This is a genomic window from Nisaea sp., from assembly GCF_017640745.1.
Classification (GTDB): Bacteria; Pseudomonadota; Alphaproteobacteria; order Thalassobaculales; family Thalassobaculaceae; genus Nisaea.
In genome coordinates this window covers 66,358-88,213 of the sequence record NZ_JAEPQA010000008.1, presented here as the reverse complement: position 1 = coordinate 88,213, position 21,856 = coordinate 66,358, and the positions used below count along the sequence as shown (strand labels likewise).

23 protein-coding genes and 2 tRNA genes are annotated in these 21,856 nt (G+C 63.5%); 17 read left to right on the top strand and 8 right to left on the bottom strand.

From position 1 onward, the window contains the following. Positions 1 to 2 precede the first annotated feature (2 nt). A complete protein-coding gene (gene aroA, locus JJ959_RS07890) occupies positions 3 to 1,328 on the bottom strand; it encodes a 3-phosphoshikimate 1-carboxyvinyltransferase (protein ID WP_292881786.1) in 1,326 nt (441 codons plus the stop codon). Positions 1,329 to 1,528: 200 nt separating this feature from the next. Here aroA and JJ959_RS07885 point away from each other — a divergent pair, with 200 nt between their 5' ends. From JJ959_RS07885 to JJ959_RS07870, 4 genes are all read left to right on the top strand, one after another. Continuing rightward, positions 1,529 to 1,978 (top strand): TIGR02300 family protein, encoded by a 450-nt coding sequence (locus tag JJ959_RS07885; RefSeq protein WP_292881784.1) that lies wholly within the window; start codon positions 1,529 to 1,531, stop codon positions 1,976 to 1,978. 106 nt (positions 1,979 to 2,084) lie between these two features. Continuing rightward, positions 2,085 to 2,160, top strand: a tRNA-Ala gene (locus JJ959_RS07880). A 250-nt stretch (positions 2,161 to 2,410) separates the two neighbouring features. Continuing rightward, positions 2,411 to 3,580 carry a PAS domain-containing sensor histidine kinase gene (locus tag JJ959_RS07875; RefSeq protein ID WP_292881782.1) on the top strand — a complete coding sequence of 390 codons (1,170 nt, stop codon included), beginning with the start codon at positions 2,411 to 2,413 and terminating at the stop codon, positions 3,578 to 3,580. Continuing rightward, a complete protein-coding gene (locus JJ959_RS07870) occupies positions 3,513 to 3,917 on the top strand; it encodes a response regulator (protein ID WP_292881780.1) in 405 nt (134 codons plus the stop codon). Before JJ959_RS07875 ends, JJ959_RS07870 begins: the two co-directional genes overlap by 68 nt. Here the strand turns inward: JJ959_RS07870 and JJ959_RS07865 are convergent. Then, positions 3,914 to 4,870 (bottom strand): complex I NDUFA9 subunit family protein, encoded by a 957-nt coding sequence (locus JJ959_RS07865; protein WP_292881777.1) that lies wholly within the window; start codon positions 4,868 to 4,870, stop codon positions 3,914 to 3,916. The genes JJ959_RS07870 and JJ959_RS07865 overlap by 4 nt on opposite strands. Before the next feature lie 227 nt (positions 4,871 to 5,097). Here JJ959_RS07865 and JJ959_RS07860 point away from each other — a divergent pair. From JJ959_RS07860 to ptsN, 8 genes are all read left to right on the top strand, one after another. After that, positions 5,098 to 5,184 (top strand) — tRNA-Leu (locus JJ959_RS07860). Between the two features lie 110 nt (positions 5,185 to 5,294). Then, positions 5,295 to 5,906 (top strand): ribonuclease H-like domain-containing protein, encoded by a 612-nt coding sequence (locus JJ959_RS07855; protein WP_292881775.1) that lies wholly within the window; start codon positions 5,295 to 5,297, stop codon positions 5,904 to 5,906. A 167-nt stretch (positions 5,907 to 6,073) separates the two neighbouring features. Beyond that, complete coding sequence (gene lptC / locus JJ959_RS07850; protein WP_292881773.1) at positions 6,074 to 6,781, top strand: LPS export ABC transporter periplasmic protein LptC; 708 nt, start codon at positions 6,074 to 6,076, stop codon at positions 6,779 to 6,781. Next, positions 6,781 to 7,620: an LptA/OstA family protein gene (locus JJ959_RS07845; RefSeq protein WP_292881771.1), complete on the top strand. Its 840-nt coding sequence runs from the start codon at positions 6,781 to 6,783 to the stop codon at positions 7,618 to 7,620. Before lptC ends, JJ959_RS07845 begins: the two co-directional genes overlap by 1 nt. Before the next feature lie 45 nt (positions 7,621 to 7,665). Then, complete coding sequence (gene lptB, locus JJ959_RS07840) at positions 7,666 to 8,460, top strand: LPS export ABC transporter ATP-binding protein (RefSeq protein ID WP_292881768.1); 795 nt, start codon at positions 7,666 to 7,668, stop codon at positions 8,458 to 8,460. 11 nt (positions 8,461 to 8,471) lie between these two features. Continuing rightward, positions 8,472 to 10,058, top strand: coding sequence for an RNA polymerase factor sigma-54 (gene rpoN / locus JJ959_RS07835; RefSeq protein ID WP_292881765.1), 1,587 nt, complete (start codon positions 8,472 to 8,474; stop codon positions 10,056 to 10,058). Between the two features lie 175 nt (positions 10,059 to 10,233). Continuing rightward, positions 10,234 to 10,812, top strand: a complete 579-nt coding sequence (gene raiA, locus JJ959_RS07830; RefSeq protein WP_292881763.1) for a ribosome-associated translation inhibitor RaiA — start codon at positions 10,234 to 10,236, stop codon at positions 10,810 to 10,812. Between the two features lie 95 nt (positions 10,813 to 10,907). Further along, positions 10,908 to 11,372 (top strand): PTS IIA-like nitrogen regulatory protein PtsN, encoded by a 465-nt coding sequence (gene ptsN, locus JJ959_RS07825; protein ID WP_292881760.1) that lies wholly within the window; start codon positions 10,908 to 10,910, stop codon positions 11,370 to 11,372. 66 nt (positions 11,373 to 11,438) lie between these two features. On the opposite strand, the gene JJ959_RS07820 is transcribed toward ptsN, so the two are convergent. The 3 genes from JJ959_RS07820 to JJ959_RS07810 all read right to left on the bottom strand — a co-directional run bounded on the left by JJ959_RS07820 (position 11,439) and on the right by JJ959_RS07810 (position 13,145). After that, a complete protein-coding gene (locus JJ959_RS07820) occupies positions 11,439 to 11,654 on the bottom strand; it encodes a hypothetical protein (protein WP_292881758.1) in 216 nt (71 codons plus the stop codon). A 73-nt stretch (positions 11,655 to 11,727) separates the two neighbouring features. Continuing rightward, positions 11,728 to 12,189, bottom strand: a complete 462-nt coding sequence (locus tag JJ959_RS07815) for an Hsp20 family protein (RefSeq protein ID WP_292881755.1) — start codon at positions 12,187 to 12,189, stop codon at positions 11,728 to 11,730. A 173-nt stretch (positions 12,190 to 12,362) separates the two neighbouring features. Then, positions 12,363 to 13,145: a protein phosphatase CheZ gene (locus JJ959_RS07810; RefSeq protein ID WP_292881752.1), complete on the bottom strand. Its 783-nt coding sequence runs from the start codon at positions 13,143 to 13,145 to the stop codon at positions 12,363 to 12,365. A 248-nt stretch (positions 13,146 to 13,393) separates the two neighbouring features. Between JJ959_RS07810 and JJ959_RS07805 the strand changes: the two genes are divergently transcribed. The 4 genes from JJ959_RS07805 to JJ959_RS07790 all read left to right on the top strand — a co-directional run bounded on the left by JJ959_RS07805 (position 13,394) and on the right by JJ959_RS07790 (position 17,409). Further along, complete coding sequence (locus JJ959_RS07805; protein WP_292881749.1) at positions 13,394 to 14,350, top strand: hypothetical protein; 957 nt, start codon at positions 13,394 to 13,396, stop codon at positions 14,348 to 14,350. A 114-nt stretch (positions 14,351 to 14,464) separates the two neighbouring features. Further along, positions 14,465 to 15,895: a pentapeptide repeat-containing protein gene (locus tag JJ959_RS07800; RefSeq protein WP_292881747.1), complete on the top strand. Its 1,431-nt coding sequence runs from the start codon at positions 14,465 to 14,467 to the stop codon at positions 15,893 to 15,895. Positions 15,896 to 15,905: 10 nt separating this feature from the next. Further along, positions 15,906 to 16,364, top strand: a complete 459-nt coding sequence (locus tag JJ959_RS07795) for an MmcB family DNA repair protein (RefSeq protein WP_292881744.1) — start codon at positions 15,906 to 15,908, stop codon at positions 16,362 to 16,364. Between the two features lie 346 nt (positions 16,365 to 16,710). Beyond that, entirely contained in the window at positions 16,711 to 17,409 is a 699-nt protein-coding gene (locus tag JJ959_RS07790; RefSeq protein ID WP_292881741.1) for an NUDIX domain-containing protein, read from the top strand. Between the two features lie 9 nt (positions 17,410 to 17,418). On the opposite strand, the gene JJ959_RS07785 is transcribed toward JJ959_RS07790, so the two are convergent. The 3 genes from JJ959_RS07785 to JJ959_RS07775 form a co-directional block, all read right to left on the bottom strand. Then, positions 17,419 to 18,309 carry an MBL fold metallo-hydrolase gene (locus JJ959_RS07785; RefSeq protein WP_292881738.1) on the bottom strand — a complete coding sequence of 297 codons (891 nt, stop codon included), beginning with the start codon at positions 18,307 to 18,309 and terminating at the stop codon, positions 17,419 to 17,421. 3 nt (positions 18,310 to 18,312) lie between these two features. Further along, on the bottom strand, positions 18,313 to 19,164 hold the full coding sequence (locus JJ959_RS07780; RefSeq protein ID WP_292881735.1) for a fumarylacetoacetate hydrolase family protein: 852 nt from the start codon (positions 19,162 to 19,164) through the stop codon (positions 18,313 to 18,315). Between the two features lie 95 nt (positions 19,165 to 19,259). Then, a complete protein-coding gene (locus JJ959_RS07775; protein WP_292881732.1) occupies positions 19,260 to 20,060 on the bottom strand; it encodes an undecaprenyl-diphosphate phosphatase in 801 nt (266 codons plus the stop codon). A gap of 349 nt (positions 20,061 to 20,409) precedes the next feature. On the opposite strand from JJ959_RS07775, the gene JJ959_RS07770 reads away from it, so the two are divergent. Next, a complete protein-coding gene (locus JJ959_RS07770) occupies positions 20,410 to 21,852 on the top strand; it encodes an NAD(P)-dependent oxidoreductase (RefSeq protein ID WP_292881729.1) in 1,443 nt (480 codons plus the stop codon). Positions 21,853 to 21,856 lie beyond the last annotated feature (4 nt).

Here is a 21,856-nt window from a genome sequence, read left to right as displayed (position 1 = left end):
GGTCAGGCCTTGTTCTGGATCTTCGCGCCTGCGCCGCGCATCAGATCGGCGAAGCCGGGGAAGCTGGTGTCGATGGTGCGCGCGTCGTCGATCGCGACCGGGCTCTCGGCGCCCATGCCGAGCACCAGGAAGGACATCGCGATGCGGTGGTCGAGATCGGCCTCGATCAGCGCGTTTCCAGCGACGCCGTTCGAGGAGCCGCTGACCGCGAGCGTATCCTCGCCTTCCTCGACCCGGACGCCGGCCTTGGCGAGGCCGCGCGCCATGGCGCCGAGGCGGTCGCTTTCCTTGACCCGGAGCTCGCCGACGCCGCGCATCACGGTTGCGCCCTCGGCGAACGCGGCGGCGACGGAAAGGATCGGATATTCGTCGATCATGCTCGGCGCCCGTTCGGCCGGAACCTCGATGCCCTTCAGCTCGCTGTGGCGCACCCTGATGTCGCCGACCGGCTCGCCTGCTTCCTCGCGCCGGTTGGTGATCTCGATATCGGCACCCATCTCGAGCAGCGTCTCGAAAACGCCGAAGCGCAGCGGATTGAGGCCGACCGCAGGCAGTGTGATGTCGGAGCCCGGGGTGATCAGGGCGGCGACAGCGGGAAAGGCGGCGGAGGAGGGATCGGCAGGGACGACGATGTCTCGACCATGGAATTCGGGCTGGCCGGTGAGGGTAATCACGCGGCCCTCCGGCAGGTCCTCGACGCGGACCTCGGCGCCGAAATGGCGGAACATGGTCTCGGTGTGATCGCGGGTCTTTTCCGGTTCGATCACCGTGGTCTCGCCCGGCGTGTTGAGGCCGGCGAGCAGGATCGCGGATTTCACCTGGGCGGAGGCGACGGGTAGCGTATAGCGGATCGGCAGCGGGTCGCGCGCGCCTTCGACGCAGAGCGGCAGCTTTCCGCCGGCGCGGCCGTGGAAGGCGGCGCCGATCCGGCTCAGCGGCGTGATCACCCGGGCCATGGGGCGGCGGCGGAGCGAGGCATCGCCGGTGAAGATGGCCGAGATCGGATGCCCGGCGACAAGCCCCATCAGCAACCGCGCCGCGGTACCGGAATTGCCGAGATCGAGCACGTCGTCGGGCTCGTCGAGCGTGCCGATGCCGCGTCCGTGGATTTCCCAGGTTCCGTCCTCGTGCCGCTTTACCGTGGCGCCCAGCGCCCGCATGGCGGCGGCGGTCGCGAGCACATCCTCGCCCTCCAGCAGACCGGAGACCGTCGTGCGTCCGACCGCGAGACCGCCGAGGATCAGGGAGCGATGGGAAATCGACTTGTCGCCGGGCACTTTCAGGGTCCCGGTCAGGGCGGAGCTCTTCGATGCGCTGAGGGATGTCATTGGGCTTCTCTGAGGGCGAATTCGCGTTGACCGCAGGCTCTCTATCACAGAGGCTTGCACACTGTCTGGAGGAAATCCGCGGCGCCCGCCGGAATCCGGCTTCCGCAATGCGCATTTTCGCTTTGACAGACGGAAATATGATCGCTATTCGGCGCCTCGTTGGATTGCGATCCGAAGTGGGCTGTTCTCGGAGGAATGACGTGGCAAAGCCGGAATGGGGCATCAAGCGTACCTGCCAATCTTGTGGCACGCGCTTCTACGACCTGATGAAGTCTCCAATCGTTTGTCCGAAGTGCGAGACCGAATTCGATCCGGAAGCGGTGTTGAAGAGCCGGCGCGCGCGGGCTGTGCCTCTGGCGGACGAAAAGAAGAAAAAGCCGAAAGAGGCCGAGGACGCGGACAACGAGATCGAGGACGAGGAAGACGAGATCGACGAGCTCGAGTCCGACGACGACGATGACGTGCTCGACGACGACGATGACGCCGATGCCGACGACGACAGTGATGACGATGACGAGCTGATCCCCGATCTCGACACGGACGACGACGACAGCGACGATGACGATGCGCTGCTCGAAGACACAGACGACCTGGATGACGACGACGATGTCGGCGTGATCGGAGACGATGACGACGAAGACGATCGCTAGGCTGTCATCCGTTTCGAACGGATGACAAAAAGCTCTTGATCCGGGGCGCCGGGGTCGCTACATAGGCGGCCCACCGCGCCGGAACCCAACCGGTCGGGAGCGTTAAGGGGCCATAGCTCAGCTGGGAGAGCGCTACAATGGCATTGTAGAGGTCAGGAGTTCGATCCTCCTTGGCTCCACCACCGAAGCCCGCAGGGAAACCTGCGGGCTTCGTCCATTTTCGGGCTCCCATTTGAGGCGTCGTTTCCCATCGTATCTGTCCTTCCGGGCCTGTCGCCGGCGCTCTGCAGCTTACGATTGGTGGCGGTTCAATCAATGCAACCGCTAAAATTTGATTTTAATCAAAATAGCTGATTACACTCATCCCGACCAAGGACGTGTCGGGACCGGCTGTCTGTCACCAGCACCGGAATAGGTGGGGATGGTCTGCGCATGCCTCTGTCTGAAAACCTGGAGCTGTTTCTGGAGTCGGTGCCGGACGCGATGCTGATCGTGGATGCCGAAGGGATGATCGTTCTCGCCAATGGCAGGATGGAGGAGCTTTTCGGATATTCGCGGGCCGAACTCGCGGGCCAGCCCGTCGAGATGCTCATGCCGGAAGCGCATCGCAAGCGGCATATTGCGTTTCGCGAAGGATATGTCCGCGAACCGCGGGCGCGCGACATGGCGGCGAATCTCGAGCTCAAGGGGGTACGCCGATCCGGCGAGCAGTTTCCGGTCGAGATAAGCCTCAGCCCCATACCCTCTTCGAACGGTATCCTCATATCGAGTGCGATCCGCGACGTGACGGATCGCCTTGAGCGCGAACGCAAGGCCAGGGTCCGGGAAGTCGAGCTGGAAAAGCTCGAGAACATGAACCGGTTTCTGTTCAGCCTGTCGCACGAATTGCGGACGCCGTTGAACGCGATCTGCGGGTTCACCGCCACGTTGCTGATGGAGTTGGCGGGACCGATCAACGAGAAGCAGCGGACCCAGCTTTCGACCGTCGAGGAAAGCGCGGCTCACCTCCTTGCGCTGATCAATCAACTCCTGTCGCTGCAGAATCCTGATTTCGCCGCCGATAGCGGGAATCTCGAGCGGACCGACGGATGCGAGATCGCGGTCTCTGTCTGCAAGATGGTCGAACCGGAAGCCGCAGCGAAAGGGCTCGCTCTCTCTTTCCGTTGCGAGGCCGAAGCTCCGGTCCTGCTGACCAACCGCCGTATCCTGACCCAGATCCTCATCAACCTGATCGGCAATGCCGTGAAATACACCGACAAAGGCGGTGTCACGGTTTCGGTCTCGCGGCAGGAGTCGAACCGGGGGCCGACGATCGAGTTCACGGTGAGGGATACCGGGATCGGCATTCCGCACGAGGCTCAGAAGCGCCTTTTCGAGATGTTCTATCGCTCGAACCGGGAGCGCGAGGGAACGGGGCTGGGACTTTTCATAAGCCAGCAGCTGGCCGGGCGTCTCGGCGGGCGGATCAGCTTTGTGTCGGAGCCCGGCAAGGGAAGCGTTTTCACTTTGTCCCTGCACCAGAAAGGAGCGGAATATGGCGGCGCGAATCCTGGTCATCGAAGATCTTCCGGCGAACCTGGAGTTGCTTCGAGCCGTACTTGAGGCATTCGGCCACAAAGTCGACGGAGCGCACGACGGGTTGGCAGGACTGAACGCGCTCCGTCAGACGCGGCCGGACATGGTTCTGTGCGATCTGCAGATGGACGGTCTCGACGGTTTCGGCGTTGCCGAAGCGATACGCGGGGACGAGTCCCTGAAGGACATCCCGCTCGTCGCCGTCACGGCACTGGTCGCAGACGGCGTCGCCGAGCAGGTGGAGAGATCCGGATTCGACGGCTATATCACGAAGCCCATCGAAGTGCGCCGTTTCGTTCCGCAGATCGAACAGTATCTGCCTGAGAGCCTCAGATTGCTGCCGCCCGAGGGCTCTTCGTTCTAGGCCGCGCGAAAGCGGTTGTATCGGCCGCCGGTGCGAAAACGGTCGAGATAGGTCGGCAGGATCGCCTCGCAGGCCGTCGGCGTGACGCCGAGATCCGTGAGGGTCAGCGCGCCTTCGGAGACCACATTGTCGCTCTTCAGCAGCGTCACCTGATCGCGGGTCAGCGGCGGCGTCGGCAGCCACTCCAGGAATGCCGCCTCGATGGAGGCGGCCCAGAACGGGATATCGACCAGCCGCCGCGCCCGTCCGGTCTGCGCGTTGACCATCTCCATCAGCTCCCGGAAGGTGTAGATCTTCGGACCGCCGAGTTCATAGGTCTTGCCAGCGGCCTCGTCCGTTGCGAGGGCCTTGAGCGCGGCGTCAGCGACATCGTCGACATAGACCGGCTGGAATTTGGTCGTGCCGCCGCCGATCAGCGGCAGGAACGGGAAGCTCTCCGCCATCGCGCCGAAACGGTTGAAGAAATCGTCGTCCGGGCCGAACACGACGCTCGGGCGGAGGATCGTTGCGGACGGGAAGGCGGCGCGCACGGCATCCTCGCCGGCGGCCTTGCTGCGGGCATAGCGCGAGGCCGAATTCGCATCTGCACCGATTGCCGAAACATGAAGGAACTTTCCGGCGCCCGCTTTCGCCGCCGCGCTCGCGATCAGGCCCGGCGCTGTGCCCTGCACCGCGTCGAAACGGTTGCGGCCGCTCTCGAAAAGGATGCCGCAGAGATTGATCACCATGTCGGCGCCCTCGACGGCGGGCGCGATCGCGCTCAGGCCCTCGGTCACGTCGACATGGACCGGCGTCACCTGGCCGACGACGCCCTGGACCTTGAGGAATTTCGCGGCTTCGACATCCCGGCAGGCTACCGCGATACGGGCACCCTTCTGCGCGAGTTCGCGCACGATGTTCCGACCGATGAAGCCGGAGCCTCCGAAAATGGTGATCTGCTTGCCTTGGAACATGGATATTGTCCTTCCCCAGCGCGCCTTTCCGGGCCCAGCAAGCCGGCGGCGCAGTCCTTTACCTCACGGGCGCTTATAATATAGCGGCGCAGCCGCGGCGATCAAAAATCCCCGGCGGCGATCCGGGAGCGCACATGAACTTCGTCCGGCCGCAAAAAGCCTTTGACAGACGCTTCGCGTGCTGGCATTTACGGCGGCCTCAGCGGCGGACTGGTGCTGCCCGCTGTGCCCAGGTGGCGGAATTGGTAGACGCGCTGGCTTCAGGTGCCAGTGGCCGCAAGGCCGTGGAAGTTCGAGTCTTCTCCTGGGCACCAACCTCCTTTAAAAGAGACCGGAAGTGTTTGTCTGCCCTTGCGAATTCGCGACGGGCCGGCGACGAGGTGCGGCCGTCCGGCTGCCGAAAGAGACGGGGCGGGAGGCTCAGATGACCATTACCTTGCACAAGGGCGATCTGCCCGACGGGCTCGATCTCGGACCGGTGGTCGCGATCGATAGCGAGACCATGGGGCTGCGCCCCGAGCGCGACCGGCTCTGCGTGGTGCAGCTCTCTTCCGGCGACGGAACCGCGCATCTCGTGCAGTTTGCCAAAGGGGTCTACAACGCGCCGAACCTCGTCCGGCTGCTGACCGATCCGAAAGTGCTGAAGCTGTTCCACTTCGCCCGCTTCGATGTGGCGATCATGCAGGCCTATCTCGGCGTGGTGACCTCCCCGATCTATTGCACGAAGATCGCCTCGAAGCTGGTGCGCACCTATACCGACAAGCATGGTCTGAAGGATCTCTGCCGCGAACTGCTCGGGGTCGAGCTTTCGAAGCAGCAGCAATCCTCGGACTGGGGTGCCGATACGCTGACCGAGGAGCAGATGCACTACGCGGCATCCGATGTGCTCTACCTGCATCGTCTGAAGGAAGAGCTGGACCGGCGGCTCGTGAGAGAGGGCCGCGACGGCTATGCCGCGGCGAGCTTCGCCTATCTGCCTGTCAGGGCATCGCTCGACCTGATCGGCTATGACGACCAGGATATTTTCTCCCATTAAGGCCGGAAATATCGGGATTTATTGACCCTTTGGCGGTCCTTCGCCATACTTCGGACAAGATGACAAGCAATTGTCGGGCCAGATTTGGTCCGCAGAACGAGGCCCGCTCCGAGGCGAAGCGGTCTGTTTCGTGATTCCGCACTGTTGGCGGACCTTAAGAGGAACGGATGTCCGAACAGACAGCGTCAAACATCGGAGGTGATTTCGGCGGGCGCCGGTTCATGCCGGACGCCCCTCGAAAGCGCGAGGCGGCGCATTTCCGCGCCAGCCGCATGGTCGTGCTGATGAAGCTGATCCTGCCGGCGCTGGCGCTTGCCATCGTGGCGCTGATCGTGAGCTGGCCGCAGCTGATTCCGGATCACACCAAATTCCGCCTCGGAGACAAGGCGAAGAACCTGCTTGCCGTCGCGACAGACGGGCTGAGCATGGACCAGCCGCGCTATGTCGGGGTGGACGACGCCCAGCGCCCCTATGAGATCACCGCGGAGCGCGCGAGCCAGGACAGTCACGAGTCGGACCGTCTCGATCTCGTCGCGCCGCAGGCCGACCTCGCGGTCAACGAGGAGGAGTGGCTCGCGCTTTCCGCAGCGGCCGGCATCTACGACCGGAAACAGAAGACGATCGACCTCAGCGGCGGCGTCACGGTGTTTCACGACCGTGGCTACACGGTGACCTCGGAAAGCGCCCGCGTCCTGCTGGACGAGGGCATGGCGACCAGCGACGATCCGGTAAGCGCCCACGGCCAGAGCGGCATCGCGACCGGTGAGGGATTCCGGATCTATGACCGGGGCGAGCGCATCGTTTTCGTTGGCAAGAGCAAGGTGGTGCTTTATCCGGCTCAGCTCGGTGGGCTCGAGACCCGGAGAGCGAAGTGATGCATGTAGACCGACCCGGCCGTCGGACAGTTTTCGGTTGGGCCATTTTGCTGGCGGCCTTTTTCTGGACGATGGCGATTGCGGAGGTGCGGGCCCAGAGCGTCCCGGGCCAGGCCGGCGACGAAGGTCCGGTGACCGTCGAGGCCGATGACGGAATCGAGTGGGTTCGCGACCAGCGCATGTATGTCGCCCGCGGAAACGCCAAGGCCTCGCGCGGCGGCGTGACGGTGCGGGCCGACACCCTGACGGCGCTCTACCGGGACGCAAACGGCGCGACCGACATCTACCGGCTGGAAGCGGTCGGCAAGGTCGTAATCTCTTCAGACAAGCAGACCGGCTATGGCGAGCGCGCGGTCTACGATCTGGACGAAGCGGTCGCGGTGCTGCTTGGCAAGCAGGCGCCGCCCCGGCTCGAGACGGGGACCGAGACGATCACGGCGCGGGACAGCCTGGAATACTGGGAGCAGCGCAAGATCGCGGTCGCCCGCGGAAACGCGGTCGCGAAGAAGGACGACCGGACGATCCGCGCCGATACCCTGATCGCCCGTTTCGAGGAGGATCGCGCGGGCAAGCTGGTCGCCACGCGGATGGACGCGGTCGGCAATGTCGTCATCACCACGGCCGAGGATGTCGCGCGCGGCGACGAAGGCATCTACAATGTCGATTCGGAGACCGCGATCCTTCAGGGCAATGTGCGGATCACGCGGGGTGAGAACCAGTTGAACGGCGAGCGCGCCGAGGTGAATCTCAAGACCGGCATCAGCAAGCTGCTGTCGGGACCGGATGGAGCGAAACAACGGGTCAGAGGATTGTTCAATCCGAAGTCGGACAACAAATGAACCGGCACGGAAACGGCAGACCGCGAAGCGGGGCAAAGGCAAGGGATGAACGATACTAGTCTTGGTGCGGCGGGCGCCTCTGCCAAAAGCGGGGACGGACCGCGTCTGGTCACCAGCAACCGCGGACTGGTCGCGCGCAATCTCGGCAAGCGCTACAAGTCGCGGCCGGTTCTGCGCGACGTCAGCATTTCTGTCCAGCGCGGCGAGGCGGTGGGATTGCTTGGCCCCAACGGCGCCGGCAAGACGACCTGCTTCTACGTCATCACCGGACTGATCTCGGCGGACTATGGCTCGATCCACCTGGACGGGGCGGACATCACCGAACTGCCGATGTACCGGCGGGCGCGCCTCGGCATCGGCTATCTGCCGCAGGAAGCGTCCATTTTCCGCGGTTTGACGGTCGAGCAGAATATCCGGGCGGTGCTGGAAGTGGTCGAGGATAACCCGGCACGGCGCGACGCGCTGCTGGAAGACCTGCTGGCGGAGTTCTCCATCAGCCATCTACGCCGAACGCCGTCCATCGCGCTTTCGGGCGGAGAGCGCCGGCGGGTCGAGATCGCCCGTGCGCTTGCCTCGCATCCGGCCTTCATCCTGCTCGACGAGCCACTGGCGGGGATCGATCCGATCGCGGTCGGGGAGATCCGCGATCTGATCTCGCATCTGAAAGACCGCGGCATCGGCGTGCTGATCACGGACCATAATGTCCGTGAGACGCTGGATATTGTCGACCGCGCCTTCATCCTGCATGACGGCATGGTTCTCATGGACGGTGCGCCGGACGAGATCGTCGCCAATACCGATGTGCGTCGGGTTTATCTCGGCGACCGCTTCAGGCTCTAGGGAGACCGGCCTTGGCGCTTTCGGCCAGACTGGACCTCAGACAGTCCCAGAACCTGGTAATGACGCCGCAGCTGCAGCAGGCCATCAAGCTGCTGCAGTTCAACAATCTTGAGCTGACGGAATTCGTCGAGGCCGAGCTTGAGCAGAATCCCCTGCTGGAGCGCGACGACGGCGACGGGCCCGCGACCCTGGAAGCGCTCGAAGCGGACAATCTCGCGGCCTATGACAAGGCTGTCGAGGGAGAAGGCGCGGCGCCGGAAGGCGCGGGCGACAGCGGCTGGGACGATGCGCCGGACGGCCCCGATATCGTCGACCGGACGACGTCCGAATCGCTTCCCGCGGGCGCCGAGGATCCGGGCGACTCCGACTACGACAACAACTGGGGCAGCGCGGGCGTCGAGGAAACCGATCCGTCCGTGACGCCCACGCTCGGGAGTTGGGAGGCAGCGGCCGGTTCCGGCTCCGGCCGCGGCGGCGACGATCTTCCGGGCATCGAGGAGAGCGTCGGCGGTCTGAAGACGTTGCGCGAGCATCTGCTGGAACAGATCGCGCTCGACATCAGCCGGCCCGACGAGCGGATCATCGCCGCGGATCTGCTCGACCAGCTCGACGATGCCGGCTACCTGACCGGCGATCTGGAAGAGGTTGCCGACCGGCTCGGGGCGGAACTCGAGGCGGTCGAGACGGTCCTCGGCAAGCTCCAGGCGCTCGACCCGCCGGGGATCTTCGCCCGCAGCCTCTCCGAATGTCTCGCCCTGCAGCTGAAGGACCGCAACCGGCTCGATCCGGCGATCCAGGCCCTGCTCGACAATCTGCCGCTGCTCGCCAAGCGCGACATGCCGGCGCTGCTGAAGGTCTGCGGCGTGGATGCCGAGGATCTCACCGAGATGGTGGAGGAAATCCGGTCGCTGAATCCGAAGCCGGGGCTCGCCTTCGAGCCGGACACCAGCGAGCCCGTGGTGCCGGACGTGCTGGTGCGCGCCGCGCCCGACGGCAGCTGGGTGGTCGAACTCAATCCGGATACCTTGCCCCGGGTGCTGGTGAACAACGCCTATCTCTCGCAGATCAGCCGAACCCCGAAGAACAAGGCCGACCGGGAATATCTCAGCGAATGCCACCAGTCGGCCAACTGGCTGGTCCGCTCGCTTCATCAGCGCGCAACGACGATCCTCAAGGTCTCGGGCGAGATCGTCCGCCAGCAGGACGCCTTCTTCCAGCACGGCATCCAGTATCTGCGCCCGCTGGTTCTGCGCGATATCGCCGAGGCGATCGAGATGCACGAAAGTACGGTCAGCCGCGTCACCTCGAACAAGTTCATGGCGACGCCGCGCGGTATTTACGAGCTTAAGTACTTCTTCACGAGTGCCATCGCATCCTCGGCGGGTGGTGACGCCCTCTCCGCCGAGGCGGTCCGGTTTAAGATCAAGAAGCTGATCGATGAGGAGCCGCCGAACAAGGTGCTGTCGGATGACCGCATCGTTGAAATCCTCCGGGGCGAGGGCGTCGATATTGCACGGCGGACCATCGCGAAATACCGCGAAGCGATGAGAATTCCGTCGTCCGTACAGAGGAGACGCGAAAAATCGATGGGAATTTGACCTTTATGCCGGGGACTTAGAAAACTCATAACCGCAGCGCTTGACTCTCCTATGAGGCGCGCATAAGTTCCGCGCCTTCGTCGCCGAGGCGACGTTGCGGGCAGACTTTCTCCGGATAGTTCAAAGCCGGGTCCCGACGCCGAAAGGCCAAAATGTCATCGACCGCGAAAGACGCATGCAGCTAGCAATCAACGGTAAGCAGGTCCAGATCAGCGACGCGCTCAAGGAACATGTTGAGCGACTGGTGACGGACATTTCCGAGAAGTACTTTGGCGATCCGCTCGAAGGGACCGTGACGGTTTCCAAGGAGGGGAACGATTTCCGGACCGATATCGCGGTTCATGTCGGGCGGGACATGTTTGTCCGCGGACAGGGAAGCGACGGCGATGCCTACAAGTCCGCCGACAAGGCGGGCGAGCATATCGACAAGCGCCTGCGCCGGTTCAAGCGCCGGGTCCGTGACCATCATCGCGGGAACGGTGGCGCAAATATTGCAGCTCAGCAGTATGTGCTCGCGGCCGATCATGCCGAGGCCCAACCTTCTCCGGAGGAGGAGTGGCAGGCCGTGGTTGTCGCGGAGATGACCACCACGATCGAGGATCTCTCGGTGGAGGAGGCCGTCATGCGTCTGGAATTGGGCGACCTTCCGGTGGTGATGTTCCGGAACCGGTCGCACGGTGAACTGAACGTGATCTACCGCCGCGGCGACGGGAACATCGGTTGGATCGATCCAAAGGGCCTGGCTCAAGGCTGAGCCGGCCGCAACGGGACCGGCATCGTCAAAGGGCTGCTCGCTTGACAGAGATGGCCCGCACGGTGCCTATTTGAAGCGAGAGCAGGGTAGACACGATGGAAATCGCGGAAATCCTAATTCCCGAGGGCGTCATTCCTCATCTGAAAGTTACGTCGAAGAAACAGGCGCTGCAGGAGCTGTCCCGCCGTGCCGCCGACGTGACTGGTCTCGGGCAAAGAGAGATCTTCGACGTGTTGCTGGAGCGGGAGCGTCTCGGTACGACCGGGATGGGCGAAGGCATTGCGATTCCGCATGGCAAGCTGCCTGAACTCGACCGGCTGTACGGTATCTTTGCGCGTGCCGACAGGGCCGTCGAATTCGATGCCATCGACGACAAGCCGGTCGACATCATTTTCCTGCTGCTTGCGCCCGAGTCCGCCGGAGCGGACCATCTGAAGGCGCTTGCTCGCGTCTCGCGTCTGCTGCGCGACAAGGGAACCTGCGACAAGATCCGCGGCGCTGACAGTGTCGACGCGATCTACGCACTGCTCACGGAAGCGACGGCCAGCAACGCGGCCTGAGTTTTCTCGATGACGCAGGCCGGTGGCCGGCCTGCGATCTCTAAGCTTGAAATGGCTGGGGCCGGATCAGTGAATCCGAGCCGCCTCCATCTCGTTTTCCTGGATCAGCGAAACGGCCGCGTCCCAGCTCGGCGCATCGGCGACGAGTTGCCCGTCCGCGGTGTGAATTTCGTAGTTCGCCTCTCCGCCGCTCGTCACCGGTTTCACGAACGCGATGTCAAACAGCCCCAGGGCTGCGAAATCCTTGGCGCTCATGCGGCGCACATCGATTGGTTCTGGCATATCCGTATCCATACGCATCTCCTTTCCGGCTGATGCGTCCGTCTGGTTGATAGAATCCGTCCGTCGGGCGGTATCAGTCGGCGTGCTCGATATCGAGCTTCTCGGAAGTGACCCTCGGGGTCTTCCGGCCGCCGTTGATCTCGATCGTCTGTACCTTCACTTCGGGCAACGGTCTGTGAAGCTCGATGTGAAGCAGGCCGTTATCTAGATCCGCGGCGACGACTTCAATTCCCTCCGCGAGGACAAAGGTCCGCTGGAACTGGCGCGCGGCAATACCGCGGTGCAGATAGATCCGGTCGTCATCGTCGCTCTGGCGGCCGCGGATCACCAGCTGGTTATCCTCGATCTGAACGCTGAGGTCCTCGGAGGCGAAGCCCGCCACGGCAAGCGTGATGCGCAGACCATCCTTGCCGGTCTGCTCGATGTTGTACGGCGGATAACCGTCGGAGGTGGTTTTCGAGATCCGGTCCAGCGCCCGTTCGAAGTGGTCGAATCCGAGCAGGAGCGGCGAATTGAAAACGGACATGCGTGACATGGGACCAACCCCTCATACATGAGCGAGACGATCTTCGAGCCCGCGTTTGCGGCACCCAATACGCGCATCCTCATTGATCGCGCGCTTATCTCATGTAGGTGATCGGGCGGCCGGGATCAAGTCACCGGCCGCGAGCTTCGCAAGTCGGTCCGCCCGGGGCTCTTGCCGTGGGATCAGTCGAACAGGGCGTCGATATCGTCCTGGCTGAGCCCGGCGCTGCCGAGCGCGGGGCCATTCAGCAGATCGTCCTCTTCGGAGGCGCCTTCATCGCTCTCGTCCTTCGGGATCGGCAGGTCCTTGAAGGCCTCGAGGCCGCCCCAGATATCGATCATCGCGAGGATGCGGCTCTCGATGAAGCGGAGCGTCTTGACCACCTGGTTGATCCGCTGACCGGTGAGATCCTGGAAGCTGCAGGCCTCGATAATGGAGATCAGCTGGTTGGACGCCTGATCGATGAGCTGCTGCACCTCGGGATCGTCGAGCGTAAAGCCGTGAATCTGCTTCAGGGTGCCCTCGATGGAATCGACGGAGGACATGATCTCGTTGGTCGCGGTCTCGGTCGTCTGCACGATCGTGTCGAGCTGCAGGGATGCAGTCTGCATCTGGTCTTCGGTCGACATCGGATGCTTGATCGCCGCAATCTGGCTCTTCGCACGGCCGATTGAGCGGACCATCTGGGCGATCTCGATCCTGAGATCGTGGTCGATGTCGTGTTCGCTGATGTCGGCGTCTTCCGCAACCTCGGCCACCGGCGCCGCTATGCCGGTCATTCCAACGGCCTTGCGAATCTCGGAGAGCTCCGTCCTCAGGCTCGAGATTTCCGCCAGCAGCGCTTCCTCGAAGGCGCTGGAGGAGAGGCCGGGAGCAATGGCTTTCGGGGGCGTCGCCCCGCCGGACCCGCTGCGCTGCTGCGCACGGCGCTCGACCGAGAAAATTCTTCCCTTTACATCACCCACGACGCGACCTCGGCAATAGTTACGCTCGCGGGCCGACATGGGACTGTACCCGAGTCTTGCGTTCCCGCTTCAAGGCACTATAGAGGCGCCGTCCTAATTTTCCGTTAATCAATTTTCTCTACAAAGAGTGGCGTGAAGAGGTACCCTCGGTTTCCAGGCCGGCGTTAGCTATTCATTCAGTCTCTTGAAGTAAGAAAGCTCGAGACGTTGGGGAGGCAGGTTTTCGAACCTGCGAATGTGGAGCGAGAATGACCGCTGCTGAACAAGAAAAAGACGAGTCTCTGGATCCGTCGACGCACTTCGCATTTGAACACAAGATCTTCAAGGTGAACGGCGCGCATTTCCGGCTGTCCGGGCAGGACCGGACCCCTGCGCTGCGCGTGCGTGTCGGCGATCTTGAAGCCTCGATCCCGCTTGATTCACTCTGCACCGAGTTCGGCATCGACGAGGAGTCCCAGGACGGCAAGCTGCTCGATACCGTTCGCAAGGGCTTGAACTACGTCAAGGATATCCGCCCGGGCGACACCATTCCGCGCGAACTGCTGGACGGCTCCGCCAGCTGGTCGATCGAGGAAAAGCACCGGGAGCGGGCGAAGAACCGGCTGATGGTCCAGATCGCGCAGTGGGTTGCGGGATCGGCGGTTTACACGCCGGACGAGTCCGAAATCCAGGCGGAGCTAAACAAGCCGGAGACCAAGGAGCGGATCCAGAAGGGTATCTCCGAGATCGCTCAGAAGCTCGGTCTCGGCGAGGAGCGCAAGCAGGAAGTCCTCGATCTCATCGACCGGGTTGGTCGTGAGCTTGCCTATATCGAGGCGCTTCGCGACCGCTTCACATATGCCAGCGCGATCCAGACCAAGCTCGTGCAGGTCATTGCGCTGCATCGCGGCGACCGTCAGTTCACGGCCGAAGTGCAGCGGGTACGGACCCTGATGGAGCCGCCGATTCGCGATTTCAGCTTCATCTTCGATCAGGTCGACGCGCAGACCGGCGAGATCCTCACGGTCCTGAAGAGCTACGACAAGCAGATCAACTTCATTCGCGAGATGCGTGACGAACTGCACAAGAAGATCATGATCTGGGACGAGGTCATCGAGACCTGGAACATCGATCTTTCAACCCGGTCCAAGGGGATTCGCGAGGCGGTGCAGTCAACCTACAGGTTCGTCGCCTACAATTTCCCGCAGGCCCAGGACTGGATGTGATCCCGGCTTCCCCCGAATATTTTTTTGCATTCCGGCGCCGGAACACGATCTACTTAAGCGATGGCGGGGTGCACAAAGCGTTCCCGCGCAGAGTTTGGGAAGCAGGCCTAGGACTTGTCCGGACGTAAAGACGACACTGACACTGTCCCCGGCATCCCGGCAGAAGTCGCCTGGGCATCGTCGGAAGCCAGACTGGATCTCGGCACTCCCGCTGCCGACGATATCCCTCTAAGGCAGATTTCGCTCGCCGAGCTCGAGGACGTAATCGAGCGGCACGGGATGTTCTTGCGCGGGCAGACCGGCGGCGCCCGAGCCAATCTTCAGGGCTATGACCTCAAGTTCAAGGATCTGAGCGGTCGCGAGCTCTCCGGTGCCGAGCTCTCGGGATCCTCGCTCCGCAATGCCAATCTTGAGAACTGTAACCTGAAGACGGCGAATCTTTTCGCCTGCGACATGCGTGAGGCCCGTCTGAAGGGCGCCAATCTTTCCCGCTCCGACCTCCGCGGAGCCTGCATGCGCGGCGCGGACCTCTGCGACGTGACGATGCAGGAGGCCGATCTGCGGGACGGCGTGCTGCTGAAGCCGGACGCGCGGGGCAATCTCGTCGCCGTCACCTACAATACGGTCGATGCCGATCTTGCGGTGGCCAACGCGACACGCGCGGATATGAGCGGCGCCCGGCTGTCCAATGCCTTCATCGTGCAGACCGATCTGACCGACGCGAAGCTCCGCAACACCCGTTTCGTGCGAGCCGATCTCAGCCACTCGAACCTGACCGGCGCCGATCTGGAAGGCGCGGACCTGACCGAGGCCACGCTGACCGGTGCGATCCTGCACGGCACGATCCTCTACAACGTGATCTTCAGCGGCACGGATCTGACCGGTGCCGATCTCGCCGGCGCCGTGTTCTCGAACATGAACCCGGACGACCCGCAATTCCGACTGGCGCGCATGCCACGCGCGCTGGACGCGCTCGGGCCGGAGATGCGGGAGATCATGATCCAGCACGATCTCTGGATCAAAAGTAACGGCAAGCAGGGTGTCCGGGCGCCGCTCGCGCGCAGGGACATCAGCAAGCAGAGCCTGAGCAGGTTGAACCTGGCCGCCGCCAATATGGAGTGCAGCGTTCTGACCAGTTGCGATCTGTCGGGCATCAACCTGCTGATGGCGGATCTGGCGCTGTCCGACATGCGCTCGGCGGATCTTTCGAACGCGGATCTGCGCGGCGTGACAATGCGGCGCGCCAATCTGATGGAAGCGCGGCTGACCGGGGTACAGGCGGGACCGGTGCAGATCGTCGGGGCCAAGACGCAGCGCTGGCCGGCTCATTTCGACCGGGCGAGATTCGATCGCGCGATCTTGCGTGGCGGCGATTTTCATCAGGCGGAGATGAGCGGTGCGGTCTTCGCCGGCGCCGATCTCCGGGACTGCAACCTCCGCGGCGCGGTTTTGCGCGACGCCGATTTCTCCGGCGCCGACTTGCGGGGAGCGGACCTGTCCGACGCCGATACGCGGGGCGCGACGAATATGGTCCTCGACGACTAGAGGCGAGGCCATGGCGGCGCGTCCGGAAATCACGCAGCAGGTGACCCGCGGCGTTTCGCGGCTCTTTACCGAACTCAACTGGAGCCATGTCACCGAGATGCCGCTGCGCTCGGGACGGCGAGTCGACGTCATGGCGCTCGATCCTTCGGGCGGGATCGTCGTGGTCGAGGTGAAGTCCGACATGGCGGACTATCTCGCGGACCGGAAATGGCACGAATATCTCGATTTCTGCGACCGCTTCTATTTTGCGGTCACGCCCGATTTCCCGCGCGAGCTTTTGCCGGGCGATCCGCTCTGCGGGCTGATTCTGGCCGACCAGTACGAAGCGGTGATCGCGCGGGAGGCGGAAGAAGCGCGGCTAAATGCGGCGCGCCGCAAGTCCCTGACCCTGACGCTCGCCCGCACGGCTGCACGCCGTCTGACCCTCCTGTTGGACGAGGCGGGCGGTTTAAATGGATTGCCGGATTAATCGCGATCAGGCAGCAATAGCATTTCTGTTTGGATACTTATGACGTATTTGCAATTGTGCATTGCACTATCTCTGCATGTTGCGCTGCGGGGCGTGCCCTATATGGATAGGCGAAAGTCGTTATTTGCCCTGGAAGGAGCACTGACATGAACCGCATCAGCATTCCGCAGACCATTCTCGCCTGTGCCGGCGTTCTGGGTCTGATCGCCTACGTCGCCTATTACGGTGCGATGAACAACCTCTAAGGCGAATGCCTCTCTGCGGGGGGGGCGCGTTCGGGCTTGGAGGAATGCCTCCAACCGTCCTAGACTGGCTCGATCATCTCACGCCAAGTCTTTGAGAAACCATGAGACGCGCCCCGCCGAATACCTTGCCCGGACTGGTCGAGCCCGGGCAAAAGCCTGTCCGCCCAAAAGATTCCGCCAGCCTGATCGTCCTGCGCCGCAATGGTGACGGGCTCGACGTGCTGATGGGGCGGCGCGGCAAGAAAGCCGTCTTCGGCGGCGTCTATGTCTTCCCCGGCGGAAAGGTCGATGCCGCAGACCGCAAGGTCGGTTTCGCGAGCGATCTCCAGCCGCACGATCTCAAACGCATTTCCAAGGACGAGAACCGTGCCCGCGGGTTCCCGATGGCCGCTGTGCGCGAGGCTTTCGAGGAAACCGGACTGCTGCTGGCCGGCCAGGGCGATCTCGGTCCAACCTCCCATCCCTCATGGTCCGAGATCGGCGGTAAGGGGCTTGCCCCGGAGCTCGGGAAGCTCGGCTATGTCGGGCATGCCATCACGCCGTCCAAGCGCAAGTTCCGCTTCAATGCCCGCTTCTTCTTTGCCTGGGAGGAGCACATGTCCGGCACGCTCGGCGGCAGCGGAGAACTCTCCGACCTGGATTTCTTCCCGCTGGACGAAGCCCTCAAACTTCCGCTCGTCGACGTGACCGAGTTCATGTTGCTCGAGGTCAAGCGCCGGGCGGAGGAAAACCTTGCGCCACGCGAGACCTACCCGTTCTTCAGCTACCGGACAGAATCGCCCTATATCCGCTACAGTTAGGCCAAACGCTCAGGGAAGCCTGTAGAGGCTTTCCTCGTCCGGCGCGCCATCGGTCATTACCCGCCCGGTCTCGACCAGATAGATCAGCGCCGCAAGCAGCGAGCGTGCGGCGGCGCCGTGCACGGCCGGCGGCACGTCGGCATAGATGACTGGCACCATGTCCGAAATCGTCTCGATCCCGTCCCGGAGGCAGGCGAGGATTTCCTCCTCGCGGTCCCGGCGATGCGCGATGAAAGCCTCGACGAACGGCCTCGGATCGCGGATCGGCCCGCCATGGGTCGGCCAGTAGGTTGCTTCGTCCCGCCCCAGCACTTTCCGCAGGCTGTCGAGATAATCGCCCATATGCCCGTCCGGCGGCGAGATCACGCTGGTCGACCAGCCCATGACCAGATCGCCCGGAAAGAGGATGGAACGCTCCGGCCAGGCGAAGGCGAGATGGTTCGAGGTATGGCCGGGCGTGTGCAGCGCCTCCAGGCGCCAGCCCTGTCCCTCGATCAATTGTCCGTCGCCGATCCGCACGTCCGGGGTGAAATCCGGATCGCCCCCGGCCTCGATCCCTCCGGGGCCGCTGCCATGCGGGCCGTAGCCGTAAGTCGGCGCTCCTGTCCGCGCCTTCAGTTCGGCCGCGGCCGGGGAGTGGTCGAGATGGGTGTGGGTCACCAGAATATGGCTGACCCTCTCGTTCCCCAGTCCCTCCAGCAGCGCCGGGATGTGCCCCGCGAGATCCGGCCCCGGGTCGATCACGGCGACCTCGCCCTCGCCGACGATGAAGGTCGCCGTGCCCCGGAAAGTGAAGGGGCCGGGATTGCGTGCCACGATACGCCGAAGCCCCGGACCGAGCCGTTCGACCACGCCATAGGGCGGATCGAAGCTCCGGTCGAAGGGGATGACGGTGGTCAAGGCTCAGCTCTCCGCGACCACCGGATTGACGAGCTTTCCGATCTTTTCGATATCGATGACGATCTCATCGCCCGGCTTCATCCAGAGCGGCGGCTGGCGCCGTCCGCCTACGCCGCCCGGCGTGCCGGTGACGATGACGTCGCCCGGAACCAGCTCGGTGAAGGTGCTGATGTAGTTGATCAGGCGCGGGATCGGGAAGATCAGGTCGTCGAACTTGGTATGCTGCACGACCTCGCCGTTGAGGCGGGCTTCCATCACCAGATCACCGAGATTGTCGATCTCGTCCGGCGTGACGAGGCAGGGGCCGAAGGCGCCGGTGCCGATGAAGTTCTTGCCCGGCGTGAACTGCTGGGTGTGGCGCTGCCACTCACGGACGCTGCCCTCGTTGTAGCAGGCATAGCCGGCGACATGCGCCATTGCGTCCGCCTCGGAAATATAGCGGCCGCCCTGGCCGATGACGACCGCGAGCTCGGCCTCGAAATCCAGCGTCTCGGAGACTTTCGGCCGGATCATCGGCTGATTGTGGCCGATCTGCGAGTTGGGCAGACGCAGGAAGATGGTCGGGTGCTCGACCACGGGCCAGCCGCCCTCGATCCGGTGCGCCTCGTAATTGAGCCCGATGCAGAGGATCTTGTCGGGATCGGGAATGAGCGGAAGGTAATCCGCATCGTCGAGCGAGACCGCGGCTGTGGTTCCCGCGAGCGCGCTGCTCACCTCCGCGAGCGCGTCGGCGGCGATCGCGGCCCGCAGCGTCGGGAAGCGCGCGGCGAGACCGGCCGTCACCGGGTGCAGTCCCTTGTCGGTTGCCAGGCCCCAGGTCGCCTTGCCGTTCAGGGTGAATGATGCGAACCGCATGCGGCCTCTCCTTCGGCATTACACATGATTGGTGGCGGAACTTTAAGAACCCGGATGCTCACGGTCGATGGCCGATCCGGCACGAGAGCCGTCCGTCAGGCGGCATAAACCAGATAGAGCAGAACCCCGCCGAGCAGGATGCGGTAGACGACGAACGGCATGAAGCCGGCGCGGCGCAGCCAGGCCATCATCAGCACGATCGCGATCAGGGCGGAGACGAAAGCAAGGCCTGCCGCTGTAAAGGCGTCACGCGTGAGCTGGACGTCGCCGCTCTGCCAGAGCTCGATACCCGAAAGCGTTCCCGCGCCGGCGATGGCCGGGATCGCGAGCAGCAGCGAGAAGCGCGCCGCATCCGCCCGTTCGAACCCGAGGAAGCGCGCCATGGTCATGGTGATGCCCGAGCGGCTGGTTCCCGGAATGAGCGCGAGCACCTGGGCGAGCCCGATCGCCAGCGCGCTGCCGTATCCCATGTGCTCGAGCCGGCGGACCGTCATGCCCGCCCGGTCGGCAAGCCCGAGCAGGATACCGAAGCCGAGCGTGGTCCAGCCGATGATCTCGACGCTGCGCAGCATGCCGCCCGCATGTTTGGCGATCGCGTAGCCGGCGATAACAACGGGGATCGAGCCGAGGATGACCTGCAGCATCAGCCGGGTTCCCTGGTCGATCCGGCCGCGGACGAGACGCCAGAGGCCGCCCAGCATCATCCAGATCTCGCGCCAGGCATAGAGCATGACCGCGAGCAGGGTTCCGACATGGACCGCCACGTCGAGCAGCAGGCCCTGATCGGTCCAGTTCATGACGTAGGGCACGAGGACCAGATGTCCGCTTGAGGAAATAGGCAGGAACTCGGTGATCCCCTGCACGAGAGCGAGGATGGCCAGATGGAGGATCGGCACGCGTGGACTCCGGTCAGATCGTGTCGGCGGGAATCTGTCTGGCGGCCGTGGCGGGAGCCCCCCGACCTCCCCGACATGGCCGCCGTGACTATAGCATTGGTGCCCTTGGGAAAGAATCAATGTTAAAGGTCCGATATGGGACTATTTATTCATTTCGTTTCGCGCACGCTGTTGTGCGGCGCAATGGGCGCGAGGTCCGGATAAAAAATTAGTCCTATCTATTGACCTTTTCGCTTCCTTTCCGTAGATAAGCGCTCCCCGATGAGGTAGAGTGCCGTCATAACGAGAAGTCGGGCGGCGACGAAACCCGAAGCGGAACAGGTCCAGAGAGGCCGAGGGAGAGAGTGGAATGACCACCGATCGCATGCTGAAATTCGTCCATACTGCGAAGCGGATGCCCGCCAAACGCAAGGCGGAGGAGCGGCGCCAGGATTTCGGCGAGATCTATAACGAGTTCGCCACCGAGCAGGCGCGGGAACAGGCCGGACGCTGCTCGCAGTGCGGCGTGCCCTATTGCCAGGTGCATTGCCCGCTCTCCAACAACATTCCCGACTGGCTCATGCTGACCGCGGAAGGGCGCCTGGAGGAGGCCTACGAGATCTCCAGCGCGACCAACAATTTCCCGGAGATCTGCGGCCGCATCTGCCCGCAGGACCGTCTCTGCGAGGGCAATTGCGTGATCGAGAAGGGTTTTGACTCGGTCACCATCGGCTCCGTCGAGAAATACATCACCGAGACCGCTTTCGAGCAGGGCTGGGTCAAGCCGGTCAAGCCGGCACAGGAACGCAAGGAAAGCGTCGGCATCATCGGCGGCGGCCCGGGTGGCCTTGCGGCGGCGGAGCAGCTCCGCAAGCGCGGCTACCAAGTCCATGTCTATGATCGATACGACCGTATCGGCGGCCTGATGATCTACGGCATTCCGAACTTCAAGCTGGAGAAGGACGTCGTGCAGCGCCGCTCGAAGGTGCTTGAGGACAGCGGCATCACTTTCCACACCGGCGTCGATGTCGGCAAGGACGTGACCGTCGCCGAACTGCGCGAGAAGCACGACGCGGTGCTGATCGCGACCGGCGTCTACAAGGCGCGCGAGATGAAGTGCCCCGGCATCGGTCTTGGCAATGTCAACGCGGCGCTCGACTATCTGACCGCGTCCAACCGTGTCGGGCTCGGCGACAAGGTCCCCGCCTTCGAGGACGGCAGCCTCGACGCCAAAGGCAAGGACGTCGTCGTGATCGGCGGCGGCGACACCGCGATGGACTGCGTGCGGACCGCGATCCGCCAGGGCGCGAAGTCGGTGAAATGCGTCTATCGCCGCGACAAGGCCAATATGCCGGGCTCGCAGCGCGAGGTGCAGAACGCCGAGGAAGAAGGCGTCGAGTTCATCTGGCTGGCCGCGCCCGAAGCCTTCACAGGCGACGGGGTGATCGACGGCGTGCGCTGCCACCGCATCCATCTCGGCGTGCCGGACGCGACCGGACGGCAGGCGCCGCAGGTGGTCGAGGACAGCAGCTTCACGATCCCGGCCGACATGGCGATCCTGGCGCTCGGGTTCGATCCGGAGGATCTGCCGGAGATGTTCGGCGAGAAGGAGCTCAAGGTCTCTCGCTGGGGCACGCTCTCGGTCGATTTCACCACCATGATGACCAGTCTCGACGGCGTCTTCGCCGCCGGCGATATCGTCCGCGGCGCCTCGCTCGTCGTCTGGGCGGTGCGCGACGGCCGCGACGTTGCCGACCAGATCCATGCCTTTATCGAGCGGAAGGCCACGGCCGCGCTCGATCTCGCCTCCTGAAGCC

Coding starts and splice junctions, on each gene's coding strand:
- aroA (WP_292881786.1), bottom strand. CDS start 1,328: ATGACATCCCTCAGCGCATCGAAGAGCTCCGCCCTGACCGGGACCCTG.
- JJ959_RS07875 (WP_292881782.1), top strand. CDS start 2,411: ATGCCTCTGTCTGAAAACCTGGAGCTGTTTCTGGAGTCGGTGCCGGAC.
- JJ959_RS07870 (WP_292881780.1), top strand. CDS start 3,513: ATGGCGGCGCGAATCCTGGTCATCGAAGATCTTCCGGCGAACCTGGAG.
- JJ959_RS07865 (WP_292881777.1), bottom strand. CDS start 4,870: ATGTTCCAAGGCAAGCAGATCACCATTTTCGGAGGCTCCGGCTTCATC.
- JJ959_RS07855 (WP_292881775.1), top strand. CDS start 5,295: ATGACCATTACCTTGCACAAGGGCGATCTGCCCGACGGGCTCGATCTC.
- lptC (WP_292881773.1), top strand. CDS start 6,074: ATGTCCGAACAGACAGCGTCAAACATCGGAGGTGATTTCGGCGGGCGC.
- JJ959_RS07845 (WP_292881771.1), top strand. CDS start 6,781: ATGCATGTAGACCGACCCGGCCGTCGGACAGTTTTCGGTTGGGCCATT.
- lptB (WP_292881768.1), top strand. CDS start 7,666: ATGAACGATACTAGTCTTGGTGCGGCGGGCGCCTCTGCCAAAAGCGGG.
- raiA (WP_292881763.1), top strand. CDS start 10,234: ATGCAGCTAGCAATCAACGGTAAGCAGGTCCAGATCAGCGACGCGCTC.
- ptsN (WP_292881760.1), top strand. CDS start 10,908: ATGGAAATCGCGGAAATCCTAATTCCCGAGGGCGTCATTCCTCATCTG.
- JJ959_RS07820 (WP_292881758.1), bottom strand. CDS start 11,654: ATGCCAGAACCAATCGATGTGCGCCGCATGAGCGCCAAGGATTTCGCA.
- JJ959_RS07815 (WP_292881755.1), bottom strand. CDS start 12,189: ATGTCACGCATGTCCGTTTTCAATTCGCCGCTCCTGCTCGGATTCGAC.
- JJ959_RS07805 (WP_292881749.1), top strand. CDS start 13,394: ATGACCGCTGCTGAACAAGAAAAAGACGAGTCTCTGGATCCGTCGACG.
- JJ959_RS07795 (WP_292881744.1), top strand. CDS start 15,906: ATGGCGGCGCGTCCGGAAATCACGCAGCAGGTGACCCGCGGCGTTTCG.
- JJ959_RS07790 (WP_292881741.1), top strand. CDS start 16,711: ATGAGACGCGCCCCGCCGAATACCTTGCCCGGACTGGTCGAGCCCGGG.
- JJ959_RS07780 (WP_292881735.1), bottom strand. CDS start 19,164: ATGCGGTTCGCATCATTCACCCTGAACGGCAAGGCGACCTGGGGCCTG.
- JJ959_RS07770 (WP_292881729.1), top strand. CDS start 20,410: ATGACCACCGATCGCATGCTGAAATTCGTCCATACTGCGAAGCGGATG.